General features: G+C 61.8%; 18 protein-coding genes. 14 read left to right on the forward strand and 4 right to left on the reverse strand.

Features of this window, described 5'->3' with window-relative positions; all coding sequences use genetic code 11:
* Window positions 1-200 (forward strand): hypothetical protein (locus tag VNZ93_RS00515; protein ID WP_325698519.1); only part of this gene is annotated, 200 nt, incomplete at its 5' end.
* Between the two features lie 48 nt (window positions 201-248).
* On the opposite strand, the gene VNZ93_RS00520 is transcribed toward VNZ93_RS00515, so the two are convergent.
* Both VNZ93_RS00520 and VNZ93_RS00525 read right to left on the reverse strand, forming a co-directional pair.
* Window positions 249-2,183 (reverse strand): FAD-dependent oxidoreductase, encoded by a 1,935-nt coding sequence (locus VNZ93_RS00520; protein WP_325698522.1) that lies wholly within the window; start codon window positions 2,181-2,183, stop codon window positions 249-251.
* Between the two features lie 39 nt (window positions 2,184-2,222).
* Complete coding sequence (locus tag VNZ93_RS00525) at window positions 2,223-3,254, reverse strand: ABC transporter substrate-binding protein (RefSeq protein ID WP_325698524.1); 1,032 nt, start codon at window positions 3,252-3,254, stop codon at window positions 2,223-2,225.
* 188 nt (window positions 3,255-3,442) lie between these two features.
* Between VNZ93_RS00525 and VNZ93_RS00530 the strand changes: the two genes are divergently transcribed.
* Window positions 3,443-4,231: an ABC transporter ATP-binding protein gene (locus VNZ93_RS00530; protein ID WP_325698527.1), complete on the forward strand. Its 789-nt coding sequence runs from the start codon at window positions 3,443-3,445 to the stop codon at window positions 4,229-4,231.
* Window positions 4,232-4,237: 6 nt separating this feature from the next.
* Here the strand turns inward: VNZ93_RS00530 and VNZ93_RS00535 are convergent, their stop codons facing one another.
* Window positions 4,238-5,056 (reverse strand): ABC transporter permease, encoded by an 819-nt coding sequence (locus VNZ93_RS00535; RefSeq protein WP_325698530.1) that lies wholly within the window; start codon window positions 5,054-5,056, stop codon window positions 4,238-4,240.
* A 286-nt stretch (window positions 5,057-5,342) separates the two neighbouring features.
* On the opposite strand from VNZ93_RS00535, the gene VNZ93_RS00540 reads away from it, so the two are divergent.
* From VNZ93_RS00540 to VNZ93_RS00565, 6 genes are all read left to right on the forward strand, one after another.
* The gene (locus VNZ93_RS00540) at window positions 5,343-6,500 is read left to right on the forward strand and encodes an acyl-CoA dehydrogenase family protein (RefSeq protein ID WP_325698533.1); all 1,158 of its coding nucleotides are present in this window, start codon (window positions 5,343-5,345) and stop codon (window positions 6,498-6,500) included.
* 17 nt (window positions 6,501-6,517) lie between these two features.
* Window positions 6,518-7,270 (forward strand): IclR family transcriptional regulator, encoded by a 753-nt coding sequence (locus VNZ93_RS00545; RefSeq protein WP_325698536.1) that lies wholly within the window; start codon window positions 6,518-6,520, stop codon window positions 7,268-7,270.
* A gap of 121 nt (window positions 7,271-7,391) precedes the next feature.
* The gene (locus tag VNZ93_RS00550) at window positions 7,392-7,877 is read left to right on the forward strand and encodes a MaoC family dehydratase (RefSeq protein WP_325698539.1); all 486 of its coding nucleotides are present in this window, start codon (window positions 7,392-7,394) and stop codon (window positions 7,875-7,877) included.
* A 46-nt stretch (window positions 7,878-7,923) separates the two neighbouring features.
* On the forward strand, window positions 7,924-8,406 hold the full coding sequence (locus VNZ93_RS00555) for a MaoC family dehydratase (RefSeq protein WP_325698542.1): 483 nt from the start codon (window positions 7,924-7,926) through the stop codon (window positions 8,404-8,406).
* On the forward strand, window positions 8,403-9,629 hold the full coding sequence (locus tag VNZ93_RS00560; protein WP_325698545.1) for a CoA transferase: 1,227 nt from the start codon (window positions 8,403-8,405) through the stop codon (window positions 9,627-9,629). Before VNZ93_RS00555 ends, VNZ93_RS00560 begins: the two co-directional genes overlap by 4 nt.
* A 30-nt stretch (window positions 9,630-9,659) precedes the next feature.
* Window positions 9,660-10,577 carry a CoA ester lyase gene (locus tag VNZ93_RS00565; protein WP_325698548.1) on the forward strand — a complete coding sequence of 306 codons (918 nt, stop codon included), beginning with the start codon at window positions 9,660-9,662 and terminating at the stop codon, window positions 10,575-10,577.
* 39 nt (window positions 10,578-10,616) lie between these two features.
* Here the strand turns inward: VNZ93_RS00565 and VNZ93_RS00570 are convergent, their stop codons facing one another.
* Window positions 10,617-11,990, reverse strand: a complete 1,374-nt coding sequence (locus VNZ93_RS00570) for an MmgE/PrpD family protein (protein ID WP_325698551.1) — start codon at window positions 11,988-11,990, stop codon at window positions 10,617-10,619.
* Between the two features lie 224 nt (window positions 11,991-12,214).
* Between VNZ93_RS00570 and VNZ93_RS00575 the strand changes: the two genes are divergently transcribed.
* The 6 genes from VNZ93_RS00575 to VNZ93_RS00600 all read left to right on the forward strand — a co-directional run bounded on the left by VNZ93_RS00575 (window position 12,215) and on the right by VNZ93_RS00600 (window position 19,971).
* Entirely contained in the window at window positions 12,215-13,216 is a 1,002-nt protein-coding gene (locus VNZ93_RS00575; RefSeq protein WP_325698554.1) for a tripartite tricarboxylate transporter substrate binding protein, read from the forward strand.
* Between the two features lie 20 nt (window positions 13,217-13,236).
* Window positions 13,237-13,803, forward strand: coding sequence for an SRPBCC family protein (locus VNZ93_RS00580; protein ID WP_325698557.1), 567 nt, complete (start codon window positions 13,237-13,239; stop codon window positions 13,801-13,803).
* Window positions 13,800-15,461 carry a thiamine pyrophosphate-binding protein gene (locus VNZ93_RS00585; protein WP_325698560.1) on the forward strand — a complete coding sequence of 554 codons (1,662 nt, stop codon included), beginning with the start codon at window positions 13,800-13,802 and terminating at the stop codon, window positions 15,459-15,461. The genes VNZ93_RS00580 and VNZ93_RS00585 overlap by 4 nt, the downstream gene beginning before the upstream one ends.
* Before the next feature lie 63 nt (window positions 15,462-15,524).
* Entirely contained in the window at window positions 15,525-16,787 is a 1,263-nt protein-coding gene (locus VNZ93_RS00590; RefSeq protein ID WP_325698562.1) for an acyl-CoA dehydrogenase, read from the forward strand.
* Between the two features lie 299 nt (window positions 16,788-17,086).
* Window positions 17,087-18,079 (forward strand): hypothetical protein, encoded by a 993-nt coding sequence (locus VNZ93_RS00595; protein ID WP_325698564.1) that lies wholly within the window; start codon window positions 17,087-17,089, stop codon window positions 18,077-18,079.
* A 158-nt stretch (window positions 18,080-18,237) separates the two neighbouring features.
* The gene (locus tag VNZ93_RS00600) at window positions 18,238-19,971 is read left to right on the forward strand and encodes a metallophosphoesterase family protein (RefSeq protein ID WP_325698567.1); all 1,734 of its coding nucleotides are present in this window, start codon (window positions 18,238-18,240) and stop codon (window positions 19,969-19,971) included.
* Window positions 19,972-20,072 lie beyond the last annotated feature (101 nt).

The raw sequence follows: 20,072 nt of genomic DNA on the forward strand, positions 1-20,072 counted from the left end.
AGCCCGAAGAAGCTCAGCACCGCTACGACCACGACAACCAGGCCTACGATATAGATGATCGAATTCATGGTGTTTCCTCCTGGGTAACCCCACGAAAAGCCGGAACCGGAAGAAAAGTTTCGTCGATGTCCGAAAATCACCTGCCTGGTTTCGACGCGGCGACCATACCGTCAATGCAGATGCCGGCGATGACGATCTGAATATGCAGGATCTGCGGCAGCCAGCTCCGCGCGCCGGACGCCACAATGTCAGATGGACATCGCGGCTTTGTGGCCTTCGTGGATCGCCGCGATCATGCTTCGGGGAGAATAGGCATCCCCGATCAGCCGGAACGGCAGCCCCCGGGAGCGTGCCTCGCGCGCCAGCGCATCGTTCGCGATCCGCGGTGTCGAATAAACGAGCGCCGACACGTTCTCGATCTCTCGCGTCTTGCCGTTGAAGACGTTGGCCAGAGTGACAACACCGTCGGCGAATCCAGCAATGGCAGATGAGAGGACGATGTCTACGTTCTTTGCGTGCAGACGCTTCAGGACGCCGATCGCGCTCGCGACGGGTACAGCGCGGGCAATCAGCGGGCGGGTCGTGACCAGAACGAGTTTGTCGAAGCGCGCAGCAAGCAGGTCGGCGGCCGCATAGGTCGCCGCCGTGTGATCGAAGTCGAAAAGAACGACCGTCCCGGCGTCTGACTCATCGCGTGTGTTCGCGACATAGTCGCGTGCACTAACCGCCTTGATCTTGCTGTCGAAGGGCATGCGCATGTCCGCGCCGGTCGCGAGGATCAGTGCGTCGGCTTGAAGTCCGGCAACCGTATCGATCGTCGCCATCTCGCCGAGCCTGAAGTGCACACCGTAGGTTTTTGCTCGGTCGAATTGATATTCGTAGACGCGGGCCACTTCGCCGCGTCCGGGCAGCATGGCCTCGAGCCGGGCGCGCCCGCCGACACTCCCCGAACGGCTGAACAGCGTGACCTCATGTCCTCTGGCCGCGGCCACCCACGCTGCTTCCAGCCCCGCCACACCGGCTCCGACAATGATGACGCGTTTTGTGGACTGTGCCGGCGGCGGCGTCCACGTGGCTTCCCCCACAAGACCAAGTTGCGGATTATGGATACATGCCAGTTCCTTGCCGAGCGCCGTCTCTCCCCAGCAGACGTTGCAATAGATGCACGGCCGAATCTCCTGTTGCCGGCCCTCTGCCATCTTGGTCGGAAACGCGGCATCGCTGATCAGCGGCCGGGAGAGCCCGACGATATCGGCGATGTTGTCAGTGATGATGCGTGCCGCCGCTTCAGGTCCGGCGATGCGACCAACAGCCATGACCGGGGTACGTGTGAGTTTGCTCTTGAGCCTGCGATGGAAATCGAGGAAGGGCCCTGGCGCGTAGTGCATGTCGGGCACATGATCTTCGAGGCTCGCCGAGAAGTTGCCCTGACTGAAGGCAATATAATCGAGCCCGCCATTGTCCTGCAGCGCCAGCGCGATCCGCTCTGCCTCATCGATGTCGATGCCGCCGCGGACACCTTCGTCCGCCGGCATCTTGAGGCCGAGGATGAAGTCGCGCCCGCAGACCGCGCGCGTTGCTTCGATGATCTCGTTCAGGAATCGCATGCGACGCTGAAGGGCGCCGCCGTAATCGTCGTCGCGCGTATTTGACCATGGCGACAGGAACTGGGTGATCAGATAGCCGTGCGCGCCATGTAGTTCGGCACCGCTGAAGCCGCAGTCCTTCAGGCGCCGGGCGCCGGCCGCGAACGCATCGACGATTTCGGAAATCTCGTCGTTTTCGAGCACATGCGGGACAACCCAGCTCAGGGCGTCCGGCTGGTTGGAGACACCGACCGCGGCGTCGACCGGATTGAGCAGGTTCTGCCGGCCGATATGCCATAACTGCCCGACGATCCGGCAGTCATGCTGCTCGACAGCCGAGGCCAAGTGCTTCAGGCTGTCTTCGATCTCCGGCCTGAAAAGCTGGAGCGCGGAGCCGTGGATCACCGACGAATGGTGAACCACGAGGCCCTCGGTCACGATCATCGCGGCTCCGCCGATCGCGCGCTCGCGGTGAAAATCGACGAGTTTCGGCGTGACGCAACCACGTTCTCCCATCAGGGAGACGGTGGCCGTGAAAGCGATCCGGTTCCGGAGAGTCCGCGATCCGAGCGTCAGGGGCGAGAAAAGATCACTCATTCGGCACAGACAGCGCGCGTTCGCATCACTCGATACTGCTCAGTTGTCCTTGCCGGCATATCGCGACGCAGCCATCGTCGCGAAATCAAGCGTTTCGGTCTGCGGCGCGAAACCGACGAGCTTCTGGAAGTTATGGAGGACTTCGAAGCCCTTGACGGTCGGGATCGGGTTGCGCGGAATTTGCGGCAGCGCCGACGTCCAGGCCGCATCGAAGGACTTGTCGTCCATGCGCTCGAAGAATTTGCGCGTGAGTGCTTTGGCGACCTCCGGCTCATCCGCGATCAGCTTCTCGGCCCTCGCAACCGCGCGGACGACTTTTTCCAGAACCTGCGGGTTGGCGTCGGCATATTTCTGCGTAGTGAAAATCAACGAAAGATGCATATCGCGCGTCTGCGGAAGATCGCGCTCCGGAACGATCAGCGGGATCGCGCCGGACTCCCGCTGCAGGATTGTATCGCTCGGGGGCGGGCAGATGCAGCCGTCGACGCGACCCATTTTCACTCCCGCAAGCACCGCTTGAAAATCGCTCACCGGCGTCATCCGGATATCGCGATCCGGATTGATGCCGCTGCTCAGGGCAATCGCGCGAATGATGAAGTCCTCGATGCCGCCGGCAGCCTGGATCGCCAGCGACAGGCCTTTCAGTGCCGCCTTGCGTTGTTCGAGCGGGGCGTCCGGCGTGATCTTGATGCGGTCTGCTGCGCCACGGCTGATGGTGAGCGCGGCAGGGATGCCATTCATCGTCACTGCGATGCCGCGCAGCGATGCGTTGCCGCGTCGAAGGACGTTCACGGCATCGCTGGTTGAGAACAGCGCGAGATCCGCGCCACCGCTTAGTAGTGCGCTGACGGCGGCCGGACCCCCGCCTGCCATGCTAACCGCGAGATCGAGGCCCTCATCCTTGAAGAACCCTCGGCCTTGCGCGACATACATCGGGATGAAATTGAAGCTCAGGCTTGCCTGAGCGACTGATACCTTCGTTGGCTCCGAGGCGACAGCCGTATGCGGCATTGCGTGAAGAAAACAAGTGGCAGCAAAATACAGCGCGGCCGAACGAAACAATGAAGTCATTTCGACGCTCCTCGACACCATCGCTTCATTAGAAAGTGCGCAAAACGGGGCGTCCAGTGTGGTACTCCGGAGCCTGATCAGATATCACATGTGTGAAGGCGAACCCCTCGTCGCTGGATGTGATTTTCGCGATGATGACAGCCGCTTTCCGGCCGTCGCCGGTAGGTCACTGATCTCGAGGAGGTTGTGTGAGTCGAACCCCGCTCCTGTCATACGCGAATGTCACGCAGCGATTTGACGTCTCCGGATCGGAGATCGTTGCGTGCCGGGACATATCGCTCGACATCAACGAGAGTGAGTTCGTTGCCATCGTCGGTCCCAGCGGCTGCGGAAAGTCGACGCTGCTGAATCTGGCTGCGGGCCTTCTGAAGCCGAGTTCGGGTGAGGTGCGCTACCGCGGCAACCTGATTTCGGAGCCAAATACGGATCTCGGATACCTGACGCAGAAGGACACGCTTCTGCCCTGGCGTACCGTCGAGCAGAACGTTGCCGTCGCACTTGAAATCGCCGGAGTCGATCGCAGCGAGAGGGCCGATAAGGTCCGACGCTATGTGGAACTGGTCGGGCTCAAGGGCTTCGAAAAGCATTATCCCGCGCAATTGTCCGGTGGCATGCGCCGCCGCGCCATGCTGGCGCGTACGTTGATCTATCAGCCGAAGATTCTTGCGATGGATGAACCGTTCGGCGCGCTCGATTCGCAGTTGCGGCTCGTCATGCAAAGCGAATTGCTGCGCATCTGGGCCGAAACCCGCTGCACCGCGATCTTTGTGACGCATGACGTCGGAGAAGCCATCGCGCTGGCGGACCGGGTCGTCGTGTTTACAGGCAGACCCGGGCGCATCGCGGTCGTTGAGCCCGTCGATCTGCCGCGCCCGCGCGATGTGTTCCGGATCCGGTTCGACCGCCGCTTCAACGAGCTGCACGACAAGGTGTGGGGCTATCTCGAGGACAGCGTCCGCCTGGCGGCGACAGGATAGCCGCCCTCACTCGCGCCAGTGCAGGAATACGCTCTCGCTGTATTTCAGGAACGACTGGATACTGACCGAGATGACCATCAGCACGGTGAGGGCTGCAAATACGCCGGTGGTGTCATATTGACCGGCGGATGACTGGACCAGGTAGCCGATGCCCCGGTTCGACGCGAGCATCTCGCCGACGACCGCACCGATGAGTGCGTATGGCACCGACACCTTCATCCCCGTGAAGATCCAGACCATCGTCGCGGGCATAATGACCGTCTTTGCAATCTGCCACCGCTTGGCGCCCATCAGCCGGAGCGAGTCGACCAGGTCCCGGTCCACGCTCGTGACGCCCGAGAATGTGTTGTAGAACATCAGAAAGAACACGCCGAACGACACGAGCACGATCTTCGAAAAGATCCCGATGCCGAACCACAGGATGAAGAGCGGGGCGAGGGCGACCTTCGGCAGGCTGTAGAGCGCAACGATGAAGGGATCGAGGACTTCCGCGATATAACGGTTCATCCCAAGGACCAGTCCGAGCAACACGCCGCACAGGGTGCCGGCGATGAAGCCGGCCACGGTTTCGACCAGCGTCACCTGGAGGTGCAGCCAGAAGGTCTCTGTCGGCAGCCAGGAGAGCAGGCGTCCGATGATCGCAGCCGGGCTGCTGACCCAGAACGGCTCGATCAGACGCCCGGACGCCAATTCCCAGAGACCGAGCGTGACGACCAGCACGGCGAGGCGGGTGGCCGAAAGACGCAGCCAGTAGCGGGTGTTGATGCTGCGTGCGCTGGCGCGCCGGACGGCGGGTTGTTCGACGTCCCCAGTCAAATCCGTCATCGGTCCTCCCAGACGCGTGCGCGAGCGGCGCCACCGTTTCGCAATATTAAGCCGCCCCACTCCTTTTTGCCGAATTATGCCGGCTGCGGAAGTACGGGTGTAGTCGCGGCGCTGCCCCTGCGAAATTTTGATTGCATTATCACGTATGTGATCGAAGGATGGTGACGCAGGATATGCGATCCAGCGATAAGTCCTGCCGCGCAGTCCCGCGCGGCGAGGGACGAGCGCCGGAGGCCCGCCTTTCGGGCATCGGTGCAGTCCCGCAGGACCTGGAAGAAAGACGGTTATGGCTGAACTGCTGAGCGAAGATCAATTGCTCATTCGGGATACGGCGAGAGAGTTTTCGCTGAACGAAGTGCTGCCGGTCGCGAACAAACTCGATCCCATGCGCGAAGACATTCCGGTCACGTTGCGTGAACGCCTGGCCCAGATGGGCTATTTCGGCATCATGATTTCTGAAGAATATGGGGGCTCGGATCTCGGTTGTCTCGAATACTGCCTCATTACCGAGCAACTGAGCCGCTCCTGGATGAGCGTCGCAAGCATCATCCGTTCGCCGCTGCGCGAGAGTTTCCTTAGCGCCGAGCAGAAGTCGCGCTATCTGCCGCGAATCGCTTCGGGAGAGTTCATAGGCGCATTCGCAATGTCGGAGCCGGGCACCGGTTCGGACGTATCTGGCCTGAGTTGCCGCGCCGAACGCGATGGCGATTACTGGTACATCACCGGAAACAAATATTGGTGCACCTTCGCCGACGGGTCGGATTTCATTCTCGTCATGGCGCGCACGCGTCCCAAGGATAGCGCGAAGCCGCCGCACCAGGGCATCTCAGCCTTCCTTCTCGAGAAACCGCGAGGTCAGCTCCCCGCTGGCGTGTCGGGCTCCCCGATTCCGAAGATCGGCTATTTCGGCTGGAAGACCTGGGAGCTGTCGTTTGATCGTGTTGCGGTTCCCGCCGCGAACATGATCGGTGAAGAGGGCAAAGGCTTCTACCTCGCGCTGAACGGGCTCGAGGTTGCCCGCGCACATACGGCTGCGCGCGCGATCGGCCTCGCAATGGGGGGCCTGGAAGATGCGATCGCGTTCGCGAAGGAGCGCGTCCAGTTCGGCCGGCCGATCGCCGAGTTTCAGGCGATCCGCTTCAGGATCGCTCATATGGCAACCGAAATCGAGGCCGCACGGCAGCTGCTCTATTCCGTTTGCCGCAAGATCGATACCGGAGAACGCTGCGACACCGAAGCGTCGATGGTGAAGTATCACGCGACCGAAATGGCCGAGCGCGTCACCAGCGAGGCGCTGCAGATCCACGGCGGCGCGGGCTACACGACACACCACGCGGTGGAACGCTATTGGCGCGATTCCCGCCTGACGAAGATCTTTGAGGGAACCTCCGAGATACAGCTGCGAATCATCTCGGACCAGTTGCTTGGAAAAGCCAGGACCTAGGAGATGTGGAGAGGCAAATGACTGTCGCGGTCGTGAAATCCGCAAAGCGCGTGCTTCAGGTATTTGAGCTCTATGCTCAGCGGCGACGGGCGATGACCGTCAACGAGATTTCGAGCGAGCTCGAATTTCCGCAATCCAGCACGTCCGTGCTGCTGCATTCGCTGGTCAAGCTCGGCTATCTCACTCACGACCCTCACAAGCGCACTTTCAGCGCGACCCTCAGAGTCGGGCTGCTCGGCAACTGGCTGTTCGACCAGGAACTGATGCCGATGAGCCCGATGGAGGTCGCTCATGATCTTACAAGTGCGACCGGCGATGCGGTGGTTGTCGGCGTGCAGCACGGCATCAATGCCATGTATATCCATGTTTCGCAGGCGACCAACCCGGTGCGGCTCTACATGAAACCGGGGGCCATCCGTCCGCTCTGCCAGACCGCGGTCGGACGCGCCTTGTTGTCGGAAAAGTCCGATGCTGAAATCAAGGCGATTGTCCGCCGTATCAATTCCGAACGGGCGCCGGGGTCTCCTCCTCAGCAGGTGGATGTCATCCTCAAGGCTGTCCGCAAGGTGCGCGACACCGGCTATTCGGCAACGTTCGGCGATGCGACGGCCGATGCGGGCGTCGTTGCTGCGCTCTTGCCGCGGATCGAAGGGCAGCCGGCCATGGCAGTCGGAATCGGTGCGCCGCTGGGCAAGATCAAGAGTTGCTACCGCGACTATTCCGAGCTGCTCCTCAAACGCATCGGGCGTTACGGCGCGCCGATCGGGTGATTTCACGTCCATGATATTGCGGCGCAAAGTCTGATAGCTTCTGGACGTCCGTTTCACTCCGTGTTGTTGTGGAACTTCGCCACCGCCGGAGCGGCGAAAGATGATTTTCTGCGGGTAGAGAATGAACGACATCGTGAAGCGGGCGCGACGGCTGCGGCGCGGAACAAGCTTCGAAACGCACGAACTCGGCCGCGTGTTTGAACATCATTGGGGCCGGACGATCAATGCGGGCGACAATTCGCTGTTCTCGACCGTGTTCCTCTATTTCAATCCGATGACGTTCAATGCGCCCTTTGCGGCCGCGCACGGTCACAAGGGCATCATCATCAACCCGCTGCTTGTCTTCAACACGGTTCTGGGCCTGACCGTGGAGGATCTCAGCGAGGCCGGCGGCGCGTTTCTCGGCGTCGATGAACTCGAATATCTGGAGCCGGTCTACGAGGGCGACACGCTGCGTGCGCGATCGACCGTGATCGACAAGCGCGACTCGCAGTCATGGCCCAAGCATGGCGTGGTGACCTGGCTGACCGAAGGGTTCAACCAGGAGGGCAAGAAGGTTATCTCCTTCAAGCGGACCAATATGGTGGTCCGCGAAGCGCATCGATGACTTCGTTCCGCGCGCAACGCACCCTGACGACGAGCGATTTGAAAGCATGACAAAGATATCAAGCCTGACCGCGGATGGCTGGTATTTCGAGGATTTCACCGTGGGTGACGTCGTGCGCCATGCACGCGGCAAGACCGTCGGCGAGATCGAAAACGTGATGTTCACGAATCTCGTGATGAACACCGCGGACGGGCACTTCAACGAGCACAAGATGAAGGACAGCCCGGTCGGAACACGGATTGTTTTCGGCGGGATCACGATTTCGCTGGCAATCGGCCTGTCCAGTCAGGAGACGGCCACGAATGCTCTGGCCGAACTTGGCATGGACAAGCTTCGCCTGAAGAAGCCGGTCCTGCACGGCGACACGCTTTACGCGATCACCGAGGTGCTAGAGACGTCACCTGCGGATCGCGAAGACGCCGGGGTGGTCCGCCTTCGGCATATCGGTGTGAACGAGAAGGACGAGATCGTCTTCGAGGGCGAACGGAAGGTTCTGATGAAGCGCCGCGCATTCTGGGCCGACAAATGATCGGCTCGAGCGGCTTCGGGGCGTTGAATGGGGTCGTCGTTCTCGACATGACCCGGATGCTGTCTGGTCCCTATGCGAGCATGCTGTTCGCGGATCAGGGCGCAACGGTGATCAAGGTCGAGCCGCTGTTTGGCGACGATACGCGCAAGCTGCATCCCTTCCCGAAGGCGGAAGGCAAGCTTGAATACGGCGCGTATTATCAGAGCATCAATCGCAACAAGCTCGATATCGCCATCGACCTCAAGCAGGAGGAAGGGCGGGACATCATCGTCCGTCTCGCCAAGAAGTCGGATATCCTGCTCGAGAATTTTCGTGTCGGCGTGATGGAGCGCATGCAGTTGGCCTATGAGCAACTGCGCGAGATCAATCCGCGGCTGGTCTATGGCGCGATCCGAGGGTTTGGCGATCCGCGAACCGGCGCCAGCCCGTATCAGGACTGGCCAGCCTACGACATCGTCGCGCAGGCGATGGGAGGCGTCGTCGGAATCACAGGGCCGAAAGGCGGCATTCCGACAAAGGTCGGCCCCGGCATCGGCGATACGATCCCCGCGATCTTCTGCGCTTTCGCGGCGCTGTCGGCGTTGCATCATGCGCGCGCGACCGGGAAGGGCCAGTTCGTCGATGTCGCGATGGTCGATGCGATCCTCGCGATGTGCGAACGGCCGGTCTATCAGTATTCCTATCAGGGCAAGGTTGCCGAGCCGGAGGGCAATGGCCATCCGGAATTCGCCCCATACGGCCTGTTTCAGTGTGCGGACGGATGGGTTGCGATCGGATGCCCCCGCGATGATTTCTGGGTGACGCTCTGCAAGATCATGGGCAAGCCCGAATTTGGTTCTGCTCCGGGTTTCACGACGATTGCGGAGCGCAGGGACAATGCGGTGCAGGTCAACGCGATCGTAAGCGAGTGGGCGATCAAGAAGACCAAGGTCGAGCTCACGGACCTGCTCGGCGGCGTCATTCCCTACGGTCCGGTCAATACCGCTGCCGACATCTATGCCGATCCGCACATCGCCGCGCGCGACATGCTTCGCGTGGTGGAGCATCCCGGTTCCGGCCGCGGGTTCGTCATCGCCAATACGCCGATCCGGATGACCGAGACGCCCGGCGGCGTCAATGCGCGTTCGCCGTTGCTCGGGGAGCACAGCAACGACATTCTCCGCTTTGCGGGATACGCGGACGAGCAGATTGCCTCCCTGCGCGATCGTTCGATCGTCAGATAGCTCAACACTGAACCGAATGGAGTGCGGATCATGAGCAAAACAGCGCGCCCGAGCCGTTTGCGTCGATGCGAACTGGCGGTACCAGGCAGCAGCGACCGCATGATCGAGAAGGCTGCGGCGATGGACGTCGACATGATCTTCCTCGATCTTGAGGATTCCGTCGCGCCCGCGGAGAAGGACAATGCGCGCGAGCGCATCATCAAGGCGCTGGGCACCTATAACTGGAAGCCGCGCACGATCTGCGTGCGGATCAACGATCTCGAAACCCCGCATGCCTATCGCGATATCATCGACATCGTCGAGCGGGCCGGTGACAAGATCGATCTCATCATGATCCCGAAGGTGCGGCGCGCCGCGGATGTCCAGTGGGTCGACGTTCTGCTCAAGCAGATCGAGGCGCGGACCGGACTGAAGAAGCGGATCGGCCTTGAAGTGCTGATCGAGGAAGTCGAGGCGATGATGCGTGTCGAGGAGATCGCAGCATCGTGCGATCGGCTGGAAGCGTTGATCCTCGGCTTCGGCGATTATTCGGGTTCGCAGGGCGTGCCGCTCTACGAGCTGATGCGGGACGATCCCTATCCGGGCGACATCTGGCATTACGCGCGAAACAAGGTGGTGGTCGCTGCCCGTGCGCATGGGATCGACGCCGTCGACGGTCCGTATTCGAACATCCGCGACAGCGAAGCCTACAGGATCGATGCCAATCGCGGTCGCATGCTTGGCTTCGTCGGAAAGTGGGCGCTGCACCCCTCGCAGGTCGCAATCGCGAACGAGGTGTTTAGCCCGAAGCCGGAAGAAGTGGCGCGCGCCCGCAAGATCGAGAAGGCGCTGCGCGAGGCCCAGGCCAAGGGGCAAGGCGCGATCGAAGTGGACGGCGAATTCGCGGATGCCGCTGCAATGCGGCTTTTGCAGCCGATCCTCGATCTGGCTGCAAAAGTCGGGATGTAACGCCGGTCGCCTTCTGAAGGCCCGGTTGAAGTAGCGCCGTCAGTTGATGACGGCGCTGGCGCGGCGGAACATGCTGTTGATGGTGCGAACCTGATCGATCCCGGCGGGATCGATCAGGTATTCGAACAATTCATCCGCTGCGTCCGCATTCGCGAACGACGCGCAGCTGTGGAATTTCTCGCGAAGCGTGTCGGTCGTCACCGGATTGCGTGCATGCCCGCGTGCCCGGCGGATCGCCGCGCTTTCGAGGCGTTCGCCGTTCCTGGTGTGGAGCACGACGTGGTCGGCAGGTGCAAACAGCGGCTCCTCGCCATCGAGTTCATCGGTCAGGATCAATTCGGACCGGCTGATGAGTGACTGGATGTCGCTGCGGTTCACATACTCGTCGTTCAGGTCGGCCAGCGCCACCTTTCCGGTCAGAAGTGCGGACGCGACGACAAATTCCGCGCTGAAGCGCGCCTCGAGCGCATCCTTCGGGCGGCTGAAGCGCAGCGCAAGCGCCTGTCCGCGCCCGATGTGGATCTGCAGCTTCTCGATATTGTCCAGGGACGGGCTGTAGCGGTCGCGCAGGTCGAGGGCGGCGTCGATGCTTCGCTGCGCGGCGTGGCATACGGGATGCAGCTTGATGTTCAGGCCCTCGCGTTCGATCGCCCAGTTGCGACCGAATTCAGGGTCGCGATCGAGATCGACGCGATTGGCGGGTGCGAATGCCTTGAGGAAGCCGAGGCGATTTTCAAGGCCATCCTCCGCCGCCGTCATGCCGCGGGCAGCGTAACGGGCGGCCTGGATGCCGTTCTGCACCGCGCGGCCGACTTGGAGATGCTTGGCGAGGCTGCCGAAATTGGCGACGATTCCCGACGACATGCTGGCCGCGAGCGACAGCGCGGAGCGCGTCTGGTCGGCATTGAGGGACATCAGGTTGCAGGTGGCGGCGGCGGTCGCGATCGGGCCGAAGATCGCGGTCGGATGCAGGCCTTTCGCGTGAAGCGGGTCGAGATGCCGTCCGATCAGATCGGCCCAGATTTCATATCCGGCGACATAAGCCGAAAGCAGCTGCTTTCCGTCAGCCCCCGTCGCCTCGCCGACCGCGAGGACCGCCGGGACCAGCACGGCGCTCGGATGGCCGGACAGGCCGGTGTCGTCGAAGTCCAGTGCATGCGCCGCGGCGCTGTTGATGAGTGCGGCGACGTCAGCGCGAGCGAACCGCTGGTCGAACAGGATGGCGGCCTCGCCGGCCGGCTGGCTTCCCTCGATGTCGTGGAGCAGACCGACGACCGGTTCCCGCTGTCCGGCAGCAATGACTGCTACGCAATCCGCAAGTCCGAACCCTACCGTTCGCGCGGCTGCTTCGGGCAGATCCGCGAAGGTTAAATTCGCGGCAAACTGTGCCGCCTGCTGCGTCAAATCCACCATGATCCTGGGCCCGATTGTCCTGCTCGATCTTGCTGCAATCTTATCTCAGGATTTTGGCCTACAACGTTCTGATATCTGTATCACAGTTGTGATTTTGCCCGGCGGACTTGTTGCCGCCTCGCATGTCTCCGTTGACACTGCCCACGAAAGACGAAACTTTCCCTGCCTTGCAGTGTCGATCGAACCTGGAGATCGGGTTTATTGCTATGCTTGGGAGTCCTTTCATGCGGAACGATTTCGTTTCGAACCTGTCGCGGAAGGCGTGTGCCGCCGCGGCACTCGCCCTGGCATTGACCTCGGTCTCTGCCGGTTTCGGTCTCGCGCAGTCGTCGTACCCGTCGCGCCCGGTTTCGCTGATCGTTGGTTACCCGCCCGGATCGTCGAGCGACACGCTGGCGCGCGCGATCGGTGAGAAGATGGCGGCCTCGATGGGGCAGCCGGTCGTCGTCGAATCCAAGTCCGGTGGCAGTGGCAATTTGGGCACGGGCTTCGTCGCGCGGTCGGCTCCAGACGGCTATACTCTGCTCCTCAGCACGGACAATCCGATCACGACCAACGTGCATCTGTTCAAGGAACTCGGCTTCGACCCGATCAAGGACTTCACGCCGATCTCGATCGCCGCGTCTAACGTCATCGTTGTCGTCGGAGCGCCGAATTTCCCGCCCAATACGCTGCAGGAAGTGATCGCCTATGCGAAAGCCAATCCGGGCAAGGTCACGTTCGCGACGTCCGGCATCGGTTCGCCGCATCACCTGATCGGCGAGTCCATCAAGACGAAATCCGGCACCGATATCGTGCACGCGCCATATCGCGGCGGCGGGCCGGCTCTGGCCGACGTTCTCGGCGGGCATGTGCCGATGGGGATCGTCAGCCTCTCCGCTGCGCTGCCCTATATCGGCACTGACAAGCTGAAGATCTACGCGATCTCAGAGCCTGAGCGGTATCCGTCGATTCCCAACATCCCGACGATTGCCGAAACGTTCCCGGGATTCTTCCTGAAGTCATGGCTTGGCTTCATGGTCCCCGCTGCAACGCCAGCCGACATTGTCGCGAAGCTGAATAAGGAAGTAATCAAGGCGCTGAAGGACCCCGAAGTGGTCAAGCGCCTGACCGCGATGGGTCTTACTCCGGTAGGAAACTCGGTGGATGAGGCAAAGAAGATGATTGCCGAGGATCTCAAGATCCGTGGCGATATCGTCAAGGCCGCAAACCTCCCGCGTCAATAACCGCTTCCTGTTCGTAGCTGATGGTTCAGATTTCGGAATCGGTTGAGTTCGATCGCCCCGCGTCCGTGATCTGGCCGCTTATTTCACAACCGGAACTGGTCGCGTCCTGCATCCCGGGCGCGACCATTCAGGCCGCCGGCGACGGGGACTATTCCGGCACGATTTCGGTCAAGTTCGGCCCGACCGTCGTGCTGTTCAAGGGCCAGTGCAACATAAGCTACGACCACGACAATCGTGTTTGCACGATTGAGGGCCGCGGCATCGATGGTCGCGGGGCGTCACGCGCCCTCGCGCGCGGGACTGTCCGGTTGCAATCGCCTTCCGCGTCGACCAGCAAGCTGCATCTTGAAGGGGAGTACAGCGTCAACGGCCCGCTGCAGGATTTTGCAAATGCCGGCGGTGTCCATGTCGTGCGCGCACTCATGCAGGAGTTTGCGCGCAATCTCGCGGCCGTAGCCGAGCCCGCCGCGCAGGGCGTAGATACACCCGCTCGCGAAACGCGGCCCATCAGCGGCGGCGCTCTCATGTGGAAGTCGTTCATACTTGCGTGCCGATCCTGGTTCGGCGCCTGGACCAGGAGACCATGATGAAGGATATCCCGGGTTATCGCGTTCTCGCCGACGCATTCAAAGCCGAGGGGACCGAGGTCGTGTTCGGCCTCATGGGCGATGCCAACGCTCACTGGACCATCGCGATGAAGGACATCGGCGCGACGGTGATCCATGCGCGCCACGAGCACAGCGCCTGCGGCATGGCGGATGGCTATGCGCGCGCGACCGGGCGGGTGGGCGTCGCCACCGTGACCTGCGGGCCGGGTTATACCCAGATCATGACGTCGCTCGCGATCTCCGCGCGCGGCCGGATTCCGCTGGTGGTGATGGTCGGAGACACTGCGAGCAATGTGGCGTTCCATCTCCAGCAGATGGACCAGGCGCCACTGGCTCTGGCGACCGGAGCGCGGTTCATCCGCGTCAAGCACCCCGATCGCATCCTCGGTGACGTTCGCGAGGCCTTCTATACCGCACGTCACGAGAATGTTCCGGTCGTGCTTAGTGTTCCGATCGATATCCAGAAGCAGGCATTTCCGTGGGTCGCCGACTACGAGCCGTCAACGGCGTTGCTTCCCAAGCAACAGCGCCTTCAGCCGGATCCGGAGCTCATCCGCGAAGTCGTGGATATGATCGAGGCTGCCGAGCGGCCGATCGTGCTCGCCGGACGTGGCGCTCTGAAATCGGGCGCCAAGGCGTCTTGCGTTGCGCTTGCAAAGCAGAGCGGCGCAATGCTTGGGACGACGCTGCTCGCCAAAGGCCTCTTTGACGATGATCCCTTTGGTATCGGTATATCCGGCGCCTACGCGACGAATGTCGGCCGCAGCTTCTACGCGGAAAGCGACCTCGTGATCGGCGTCGGCGCGAGCATGAGCTTCTTCACGAGCGAAGCGGGCTACATGTATCCGAACGCCCGTGTTGTTCAGATCGATCAGGCGCCCAACGGACTCTACCAGGGGCTCAAGACGGCGGACCTGCACGTTCAGGCGGATGCCCGTGCAGGCGTCGACGCACTGCTCGCCGAGATGCAGCGGCGGGGCGTCAGCAAGAGCGGCTGGCGCAGCAACGAGAATGCGGCGCGGATAGCGTCGGACAGTCTTGATCGCAAGCCGTTCCCGGTTGCTCCCAATACCGTCGATCCGAGAGAGGCCCTGCTCGAACTCGACAAGGTCATCCCGCAGGACTGGGATATCGTTTGCGGCAGCGGTCACAGCTTCCACTTCGTGACGTCGCATCTGCGCGGCCGTGCCGCCGAGCGATATCACGTCGTTTCCGATTTCGGCGCCATCGGCCAGGCACTCACAACGGCAATCGGTGTTGCTGCCGCGCGCAACGACGGCAAGGTCTTGCTGCTGCAAGGCGATGGCAGCCTGCTGATGCACATCCAGGAACTCGAAGTCATCAAGCGGCAAAAAATCCGCCTGTTGATTGGCGCTTTGAACGATGGAGCTTATGGTTCTGAAGTTCACATGCTCCGTGGTCAGAAGATGGATCCAGCAGAAGCGATATTCGGACTGACTGATCTTGCCGCGATCGCTGCCGGCTTCGGCTTGCGGTCATCAAGCGTGACGAAGCTCGGCCAGTTCGATCGTCTGTTCAGCGAGCACCAGAAATCCGGCGAAGCTGAATTCTGGGACATTCGCATCGCAGACATCGCGTCGGCTCAATACCGGCGGCTGTTCTACGGCGAGCACTAAGCTTCTTCGCTCCGAACAATTGACACTCATTGACCCGCGCCGTCCGGGCGGGAGAGCCCCGACATGTCTGAATTGCTGTCCGAAGCCAGTCAGAAGCCGATCTTCGAGCCCGCCGCGTTCGGGCTGAGCGAGCGCCAGGCTGCGCTCATCGAAAAGGCGCGTTCGTTCGGGAGGGCGGTGCTCGCGCCGCGCGCGGCTCAGCACGATCGGGAGGCAACGTTTCCGATCCAGAATTTCCGCGACATGCATTCCGAAGGCCTTCTCCGGATCTGCGTGCCGAGAGAGGTCGGCGGGGAGGGGGCCGACTTCCAGACCTATTGCCTCGCCGCTGCAGAACTCGGCCGCTTCTGTGGTGCGACCGCTCTGTCCTGGAACATGCATGTGTGTTCGACGCTCTGGTCGGGTGCGCTTGCCGACAGTCTCGACATGGATGCTGCCGTTCGCGCGGAGCATGCAGCGCGCCGCCGCGTGCATTATCAGCGGATCGTGAAAGAAGGCGCGATCTATGCACAGCCGTTTTCCGAGGGCGGCGCTGCGGCCGCAGGCGCGGTGCCGTTCGGCACGCAGGCCCGCAAGGTCGATGGCGGATTCATTATCAACGGCAAGAAGATCTTCGCCTCGCTCTCCGGTTCGGCTGACTATTACGGCGTGCTCTGCACCGAACTGAAGGGTGAGGCCCATCCCAGCCGGAAAGACACGCTTTATATGGCTGTCCCGCGCGACGCCGAGGGCGTGTCGGTGACCGGAGACTGGGACCCGCTTGGCATGCGTGGGACTGTGTCGCGTACGCTGATCTTCAAGGATGTGTTCGTGCCGGACGACGCGATGCTGATGCCGCGCGGGGTCTATTTCCAGGCGGTGTCGCAATGGCCACACATGTTCCTGACCTTGTCGCCGACCTATATGGGGCTAGCGCAGGCTGCGTACGATTTCACGGTGGCCTATCTGCGTGGCGAAGTCGCCGGGATGCCGCCCGTCAAGCGTCGGATGTTCCCCACCAAGCAGCTTGCCGTCGCCGAGATGCGACTGATGCTCGAGCAGACGAAGGCGCTGTGGTTTCAGGCAATCAGCGAAGCGCGGCCCAATCCGTCGAAGGACATCGTGATGCGGGCCTATGCCGCCCAGCATACTGTCATGGAGAACGCGAACACGATTGCGACGAAGGCGATCCGGACCTGTGGTGGACAGGCCATGCTCAAGACCTGGCCGCTGGAGCGCATCTATCGCGACAGCCGGTGCGGTGCGCTCATGCTGCCATGGACTGCGGAAATCTGCATGGACCGGCTCGGCCGGGAAACGCTCTACGAGCCCGGCGAACAGGATTGAGCCGGGCCGAGTGGGATCGGTCGTGCGGCTTCGGGCGCCGTGCTCCGGTGACGGCGGCATGAGGCCACCCGAATCCGTTCTCGCGGAATGTTGATCACGCCAGCCGAGCATTCGCGGCGTGCCTGCACTGCGCGAAACCAGCCATTACGCCTGTTCGTTTGGACCGGCGGGCGAATGATCGCCATGCACCGCCTTTTGCGTGTGGAACGGGTGTCGCAGCACCCTTGCAACCCGGCGCAATTGGCCTAAGAGATTCCCCCCGAGGGGCGCCAGCGATTTTGGCGCCGGGGGATTTCAATATGCGCATTTTTTTAATCGTAAGCAGCGCTCTTCTCGTCGTTGCGCTGATCGTCCTTCAACAAAGCTTGGGATTGGCGCCGGGCGCCGCCGTGAATGCCGTGCTCGGCTTGCCGATCGAACAGCAACTCGCGATCATTGTCGCAATTGCCGTCATTATCGGCGTGCTGGTCGCAGCGATATGGCAGTCCGACAAGATCGCCCGGCAGGGCCGGGCCATCGCGGTTCTTCAGAACAGGGTCAACGGCATCCGTGCGGAGGTCTCGGCTGTCGATGAACAGCAGACAGGAGCGGATGCAGCGGTTCGTCATCTCGTCGGCAGCGATCCGGTCGCGACCATTGACGATATCCAGAAGCGGCTGGCGCAGGCCGAGGTGGAGGCCGCGCAGCAGGCCTCGCAAAACGAGGCCGTCGATCTCCAGGGCCGGATCGACGAGATCCGGCGCCGGCAACAGGCTCTGCGTACGCTCCTTGGGTCGGTTTCCGAGAAGCGTCGGGTGGTAGCACCGATGCTCGGGGAGGTGAAGGAGCGTCAGGCGCTGATCGAGCGCGCGCTCGGCGAGCTCGAGAAGGATGAGAACGGAAAGCGGCTCGACGAGCGCCTGAAGGAAACCGAAGGCTTTCTCAATCGCGGCCATACGCGACTCGATAACCTTGAAGCGATCTTCACGAAGTTCGAGCAGGTCCGGGACAGCTTGCTGCAATTGCAGAATGAGACCGCGCCGCTGCGAAGTGCGGACTCGGGAATCAAGGCTCTTGTCGGAGATGTCATTGAGCAGCAGAAGAAGTTCGATGCGGCACTTCTGTCGCTTGAGAAAGACGAGGAGACGTCGATCAGCGAGCGGCTGGAACGCCTGACCAAAACCAAGAGCGAGCTGGAACACCGCCTTGTCGCCCTGACCGAATGCTTCGGATCCCTTGAGGCGATCCGGCGGGACATCGGGGAGCATTTCCAGAAGCTCAACGCCACGCTCGACGGGCACCTGAAGCAATGACGAAGGCATGATCTCGATTGCCGGCCAGGCGTCGACATTTGCGTTGTTTCCGTTCAGGCTCTAATGATCTGGTGAGCCTGTACCGATTTCGAGAGGCGAATCCCGGGTCGGGACGTCCCGTCAGTGGCGTCGAATAGGTTAAAGAGCGACGAGGTCCGATGACTCTGCTGCTCGATCCGCGAAAAGGCGACATCGAGGACGACACTTCCAGCACCAAGGGCCGTTCCCTGCTGTCGCTCGCCGGAACGCTCCTGGTCGAGATCAGCCTGCCAAAGCTCGTCGCGGCGTGGTTGCTGCTGGTGGCCCTGCCGTGCGTTCTGCTGGGTTTGACCCCGCTATTCGGATCCGCGTGGCTCACGACATTCTCGCGCAGCATCGGATCCACCTATGGTGGACTTCTGACCTTCGCAATCGTTCTCATCGTGCTCGCCGTCGGCTGGTTTGGTGGACGGACAATCTTCCGCATTGCGGAGCAGGCTTTCTGGGCGCTAAACGCGATGGCGGTTCAACCGCTCTATGCGCTGTTCCGGGAGGTCATCCGACATTTTGCAGAGCTTGCGCTTGGGCGCTGGCTCGATGATGAGAGCAGGGCACGGTTGCGGGCATACAGCGCCGCGGTGGCCGGCTTCATCCTGTGCACGATATCGCTGTTCATCATTTGGTTGATCGGACCCTTCACGCGCTGGAGCGCAGAGTTCTCCGATCTGTTGTCGCCGGTTGCTCTGATTGTGCCGGCGCTCGCCAATGCGGGCGTCATCCTGTTTGCCTATTGCACGGCCGTGACGTTCGTGTGGGGACTTGCCGATGCATCGATGGACCAGCCGCGTGGCTGGTCCAGTTTTGTGGATGCCGCCGTTCTCAAGCGGTCGTGGCGTGTCGTGCACTTGTCGGACGTGCATGTCGTCGGCGAACGCTTCGGCTTTCGGCTGGAGAGCGGACGCCTCGGCCCAAGCGGCAATGCGAGGTTCTCCAAGGTGTTGGCTCGTCTTGACGAGATCCATGCGCAAAAGCCTCTCGACCACATCCTGATCACCGGCGACATCACCGATGCGGGTCGCTCGGCGGAATGGGCCGAGTTCTTCTCGGCGCTCCGCGCGCATCCGCAGATCGCGGCGCGAACCCTCATTCTTCCGGGAAATCACGACGTCAACGTCGTGGACCGGTCCAATCCTGCCAAGCTCGATTTTCCGACCAGTCCGGGACGTCGGCTGCGGGAAATGCGCGCATTGTCGGGCATCTGCGCGGTGCAGGGCGCGCGGACGCATGTCGTCGATCCGGATAGGCGACGGATCGGCAAGACGCTGGATCAGGCGCTCGCCCCTCATGCCGAAGACATTGCGGCGTTTTCCGATACCGGGACGTTGCGCCTTTCAGCGCGGCTTGCCCGCGTATGGGCGGAAGTGTTTCCGATTGTACTGCCGCCCGATACCGAGGATGGCCTTGGCATCATCATGCTGAATTCGACCGCGCTGACGCATTTCTCCTTCACCAATGCGCTCGGCCTGATGTCTTCGGAGCAGTCGCGCTCGATGCATGCGGTGGTACGGCAGTTTCCGAAGGCGCGGTGGATCGTCGCGCTGCATCACCATCTCGTGGAATATCCGACGCAGGCCATCGCCCTGTCCGAGCGGATAGGGACGGCGCTGATCAACGGATCATGGTTCGTGCGTCAGGTGCAGCGGATCAGCCGGCGCGCGATTGTCATGCATGGCCACCGTCATATCGACTGGACCGGCGCCTGCGGCCGGCTGGTCATCGTCTCGGCGCCATCGCCGGTGATGGAAGCGCGCGATACCGACCCCACCGCGTTCTATATCCATACGCTGGGAGTCGACGAGGCCGGTCGCTACCTGATCGCGTATCCGGAGCGGGTCGAGGTCCCCGGTTCGTGACGTCCAACAAGCGGCAGTCTTTGTCTCACGATCTCGCGAACGCGGTTCAACAGGAAGACGCAGCCTCGCCTGTCCCAACTGCTGATGGCGCGCGCGGGCGA

Source organism: Pseudorhodoplanes sp. (assembly GCF_035565795.1).
In the GTDB taxonomy this organism is placed as follows: Bacteria; Pseudomonadota; Alphaproteobacteria; order Rhizobiales; family Xanthobacteraceae; genus Pseudorhodoplanes.

Excerpts from the sequence above, each read along its gene's own strand:
- VNZ93_RS00520 (WP_325698522.1), bottom strand. The coding sequence starts at position 2,183 with ATGAGTGATCTTTTCTCGCCCCTGACGCTCGGATCGCGGACTCTCCGG.
- VNZ93_RS00525 (WP_325698524.1), bottom strand. The coding sequence starts at position 3,254 with ATGACTTCATTGTTTCGTTCGGCCGCGCTGTATTTTGCTGCCACTTGT.
- VNZ93_RS00535 (WP_325698530.1), bottom strand. The coding sequence starts at position 5,056 with ATGACGGATTTGACTGGGGACGTCGAACAACCCGCCGTCCGGCGCGCC.
- VNZ93_RS00540 (WP_325698533.1), top strand. The coding sequence starts at position 5,343 with ATGGCTGAACTGCTGAGCGAAGATCAATTGCTCATTCGGGATACGGCG.
- VNZ93_RS00545 (WP_325698536.1), top strand. The coding sequence starts at position 6,518 with ATGACTGTCGCGGTCGTGAAATCCGCAAAGCGCGTGCTTCAGGTATTT.
- VNZ93_RS00550 (WP_325698539.1), top strand. The coding sequence starts at position 7,392 with ATGAACGACATCGTGAAGCGGGCGCGACGGCTGCGGCGCGGAACAAGC.
- VNZ93_RS00555 (WP_325698542.1), top strand. The coding sequence starts at position 7,924 with ATGACAAAGATATCAAGCCTGACCGCGGATGGCTGGTATTTCGAGGAT.
- VNZ93_RS00560 (WP_325698545.1), top strand. The coding sequence starts at position 8,403 with ATGATCGGCTCGAGCGGCTTCGGGGCGTTGAATGGGGTCGTCGTTCTC.
- VNZ93_RS00565 (WP_325698548.1), top strand. The coding sequence starts at position 9,660 with ATGAGCAAAACAGCGCGCCCGAGCCGTTTGCGTCGATGCGAACTGGCG.
- VNZ93_RS00570 (WP_325698551.1), bottom strand. The coding sequence starts at position 11,990 with ATGGTGGATTTGACGCAGCAGGCGGCACAGTTTGCCGCGAATTTAACC.
- VNZ93_RS00575 (WP_325698554.1), top strand. The coding sequence starts at position 12,215 with ATGCGGAACGATTTCGTTTCGAACCTGTCGCGGAAGGCGTGTGCCGCC.
- VNZ93_RS00580 (WP_325698557.1), top strand. The coding sequence starts at position 13,237 with ATGGTTCAGATTTCGGAATCGGTTGAGTTCGATCGCCCCGCGTCCGTG.
- VNZ93_RS00585 (WP_325698560.1), top strand. The coding sequence starts at position 13,800 with ATGATGAAGGATATCCCGGGTTATCGCGTTCTCGCCGACGCATTCAAA.
- VNZ93_RS00590 (WP_325698562.1), top strand. The coding sequence starts at position 15,525 with ATGTCTGAATTGCTGTCCGAAGCCAGTCAGAAGCCGATCTTCGAGCCC.
- VNZ93_RS00595 (WP_325698564.1), top strand. The coding sequence starts at position 17,087 with ATGCGCATTTTTTTAATCGTAAGCAGCGCTCTTCTCGTCGTTGCGCTG.
- VNZ93_RS00600 (WP_325698567.1), top strand. The coding sequence starts at position 18,238 with ATGACTCTGCTGCTCGATCCGCGAAAAGGCGACATCGAGGACGACACT.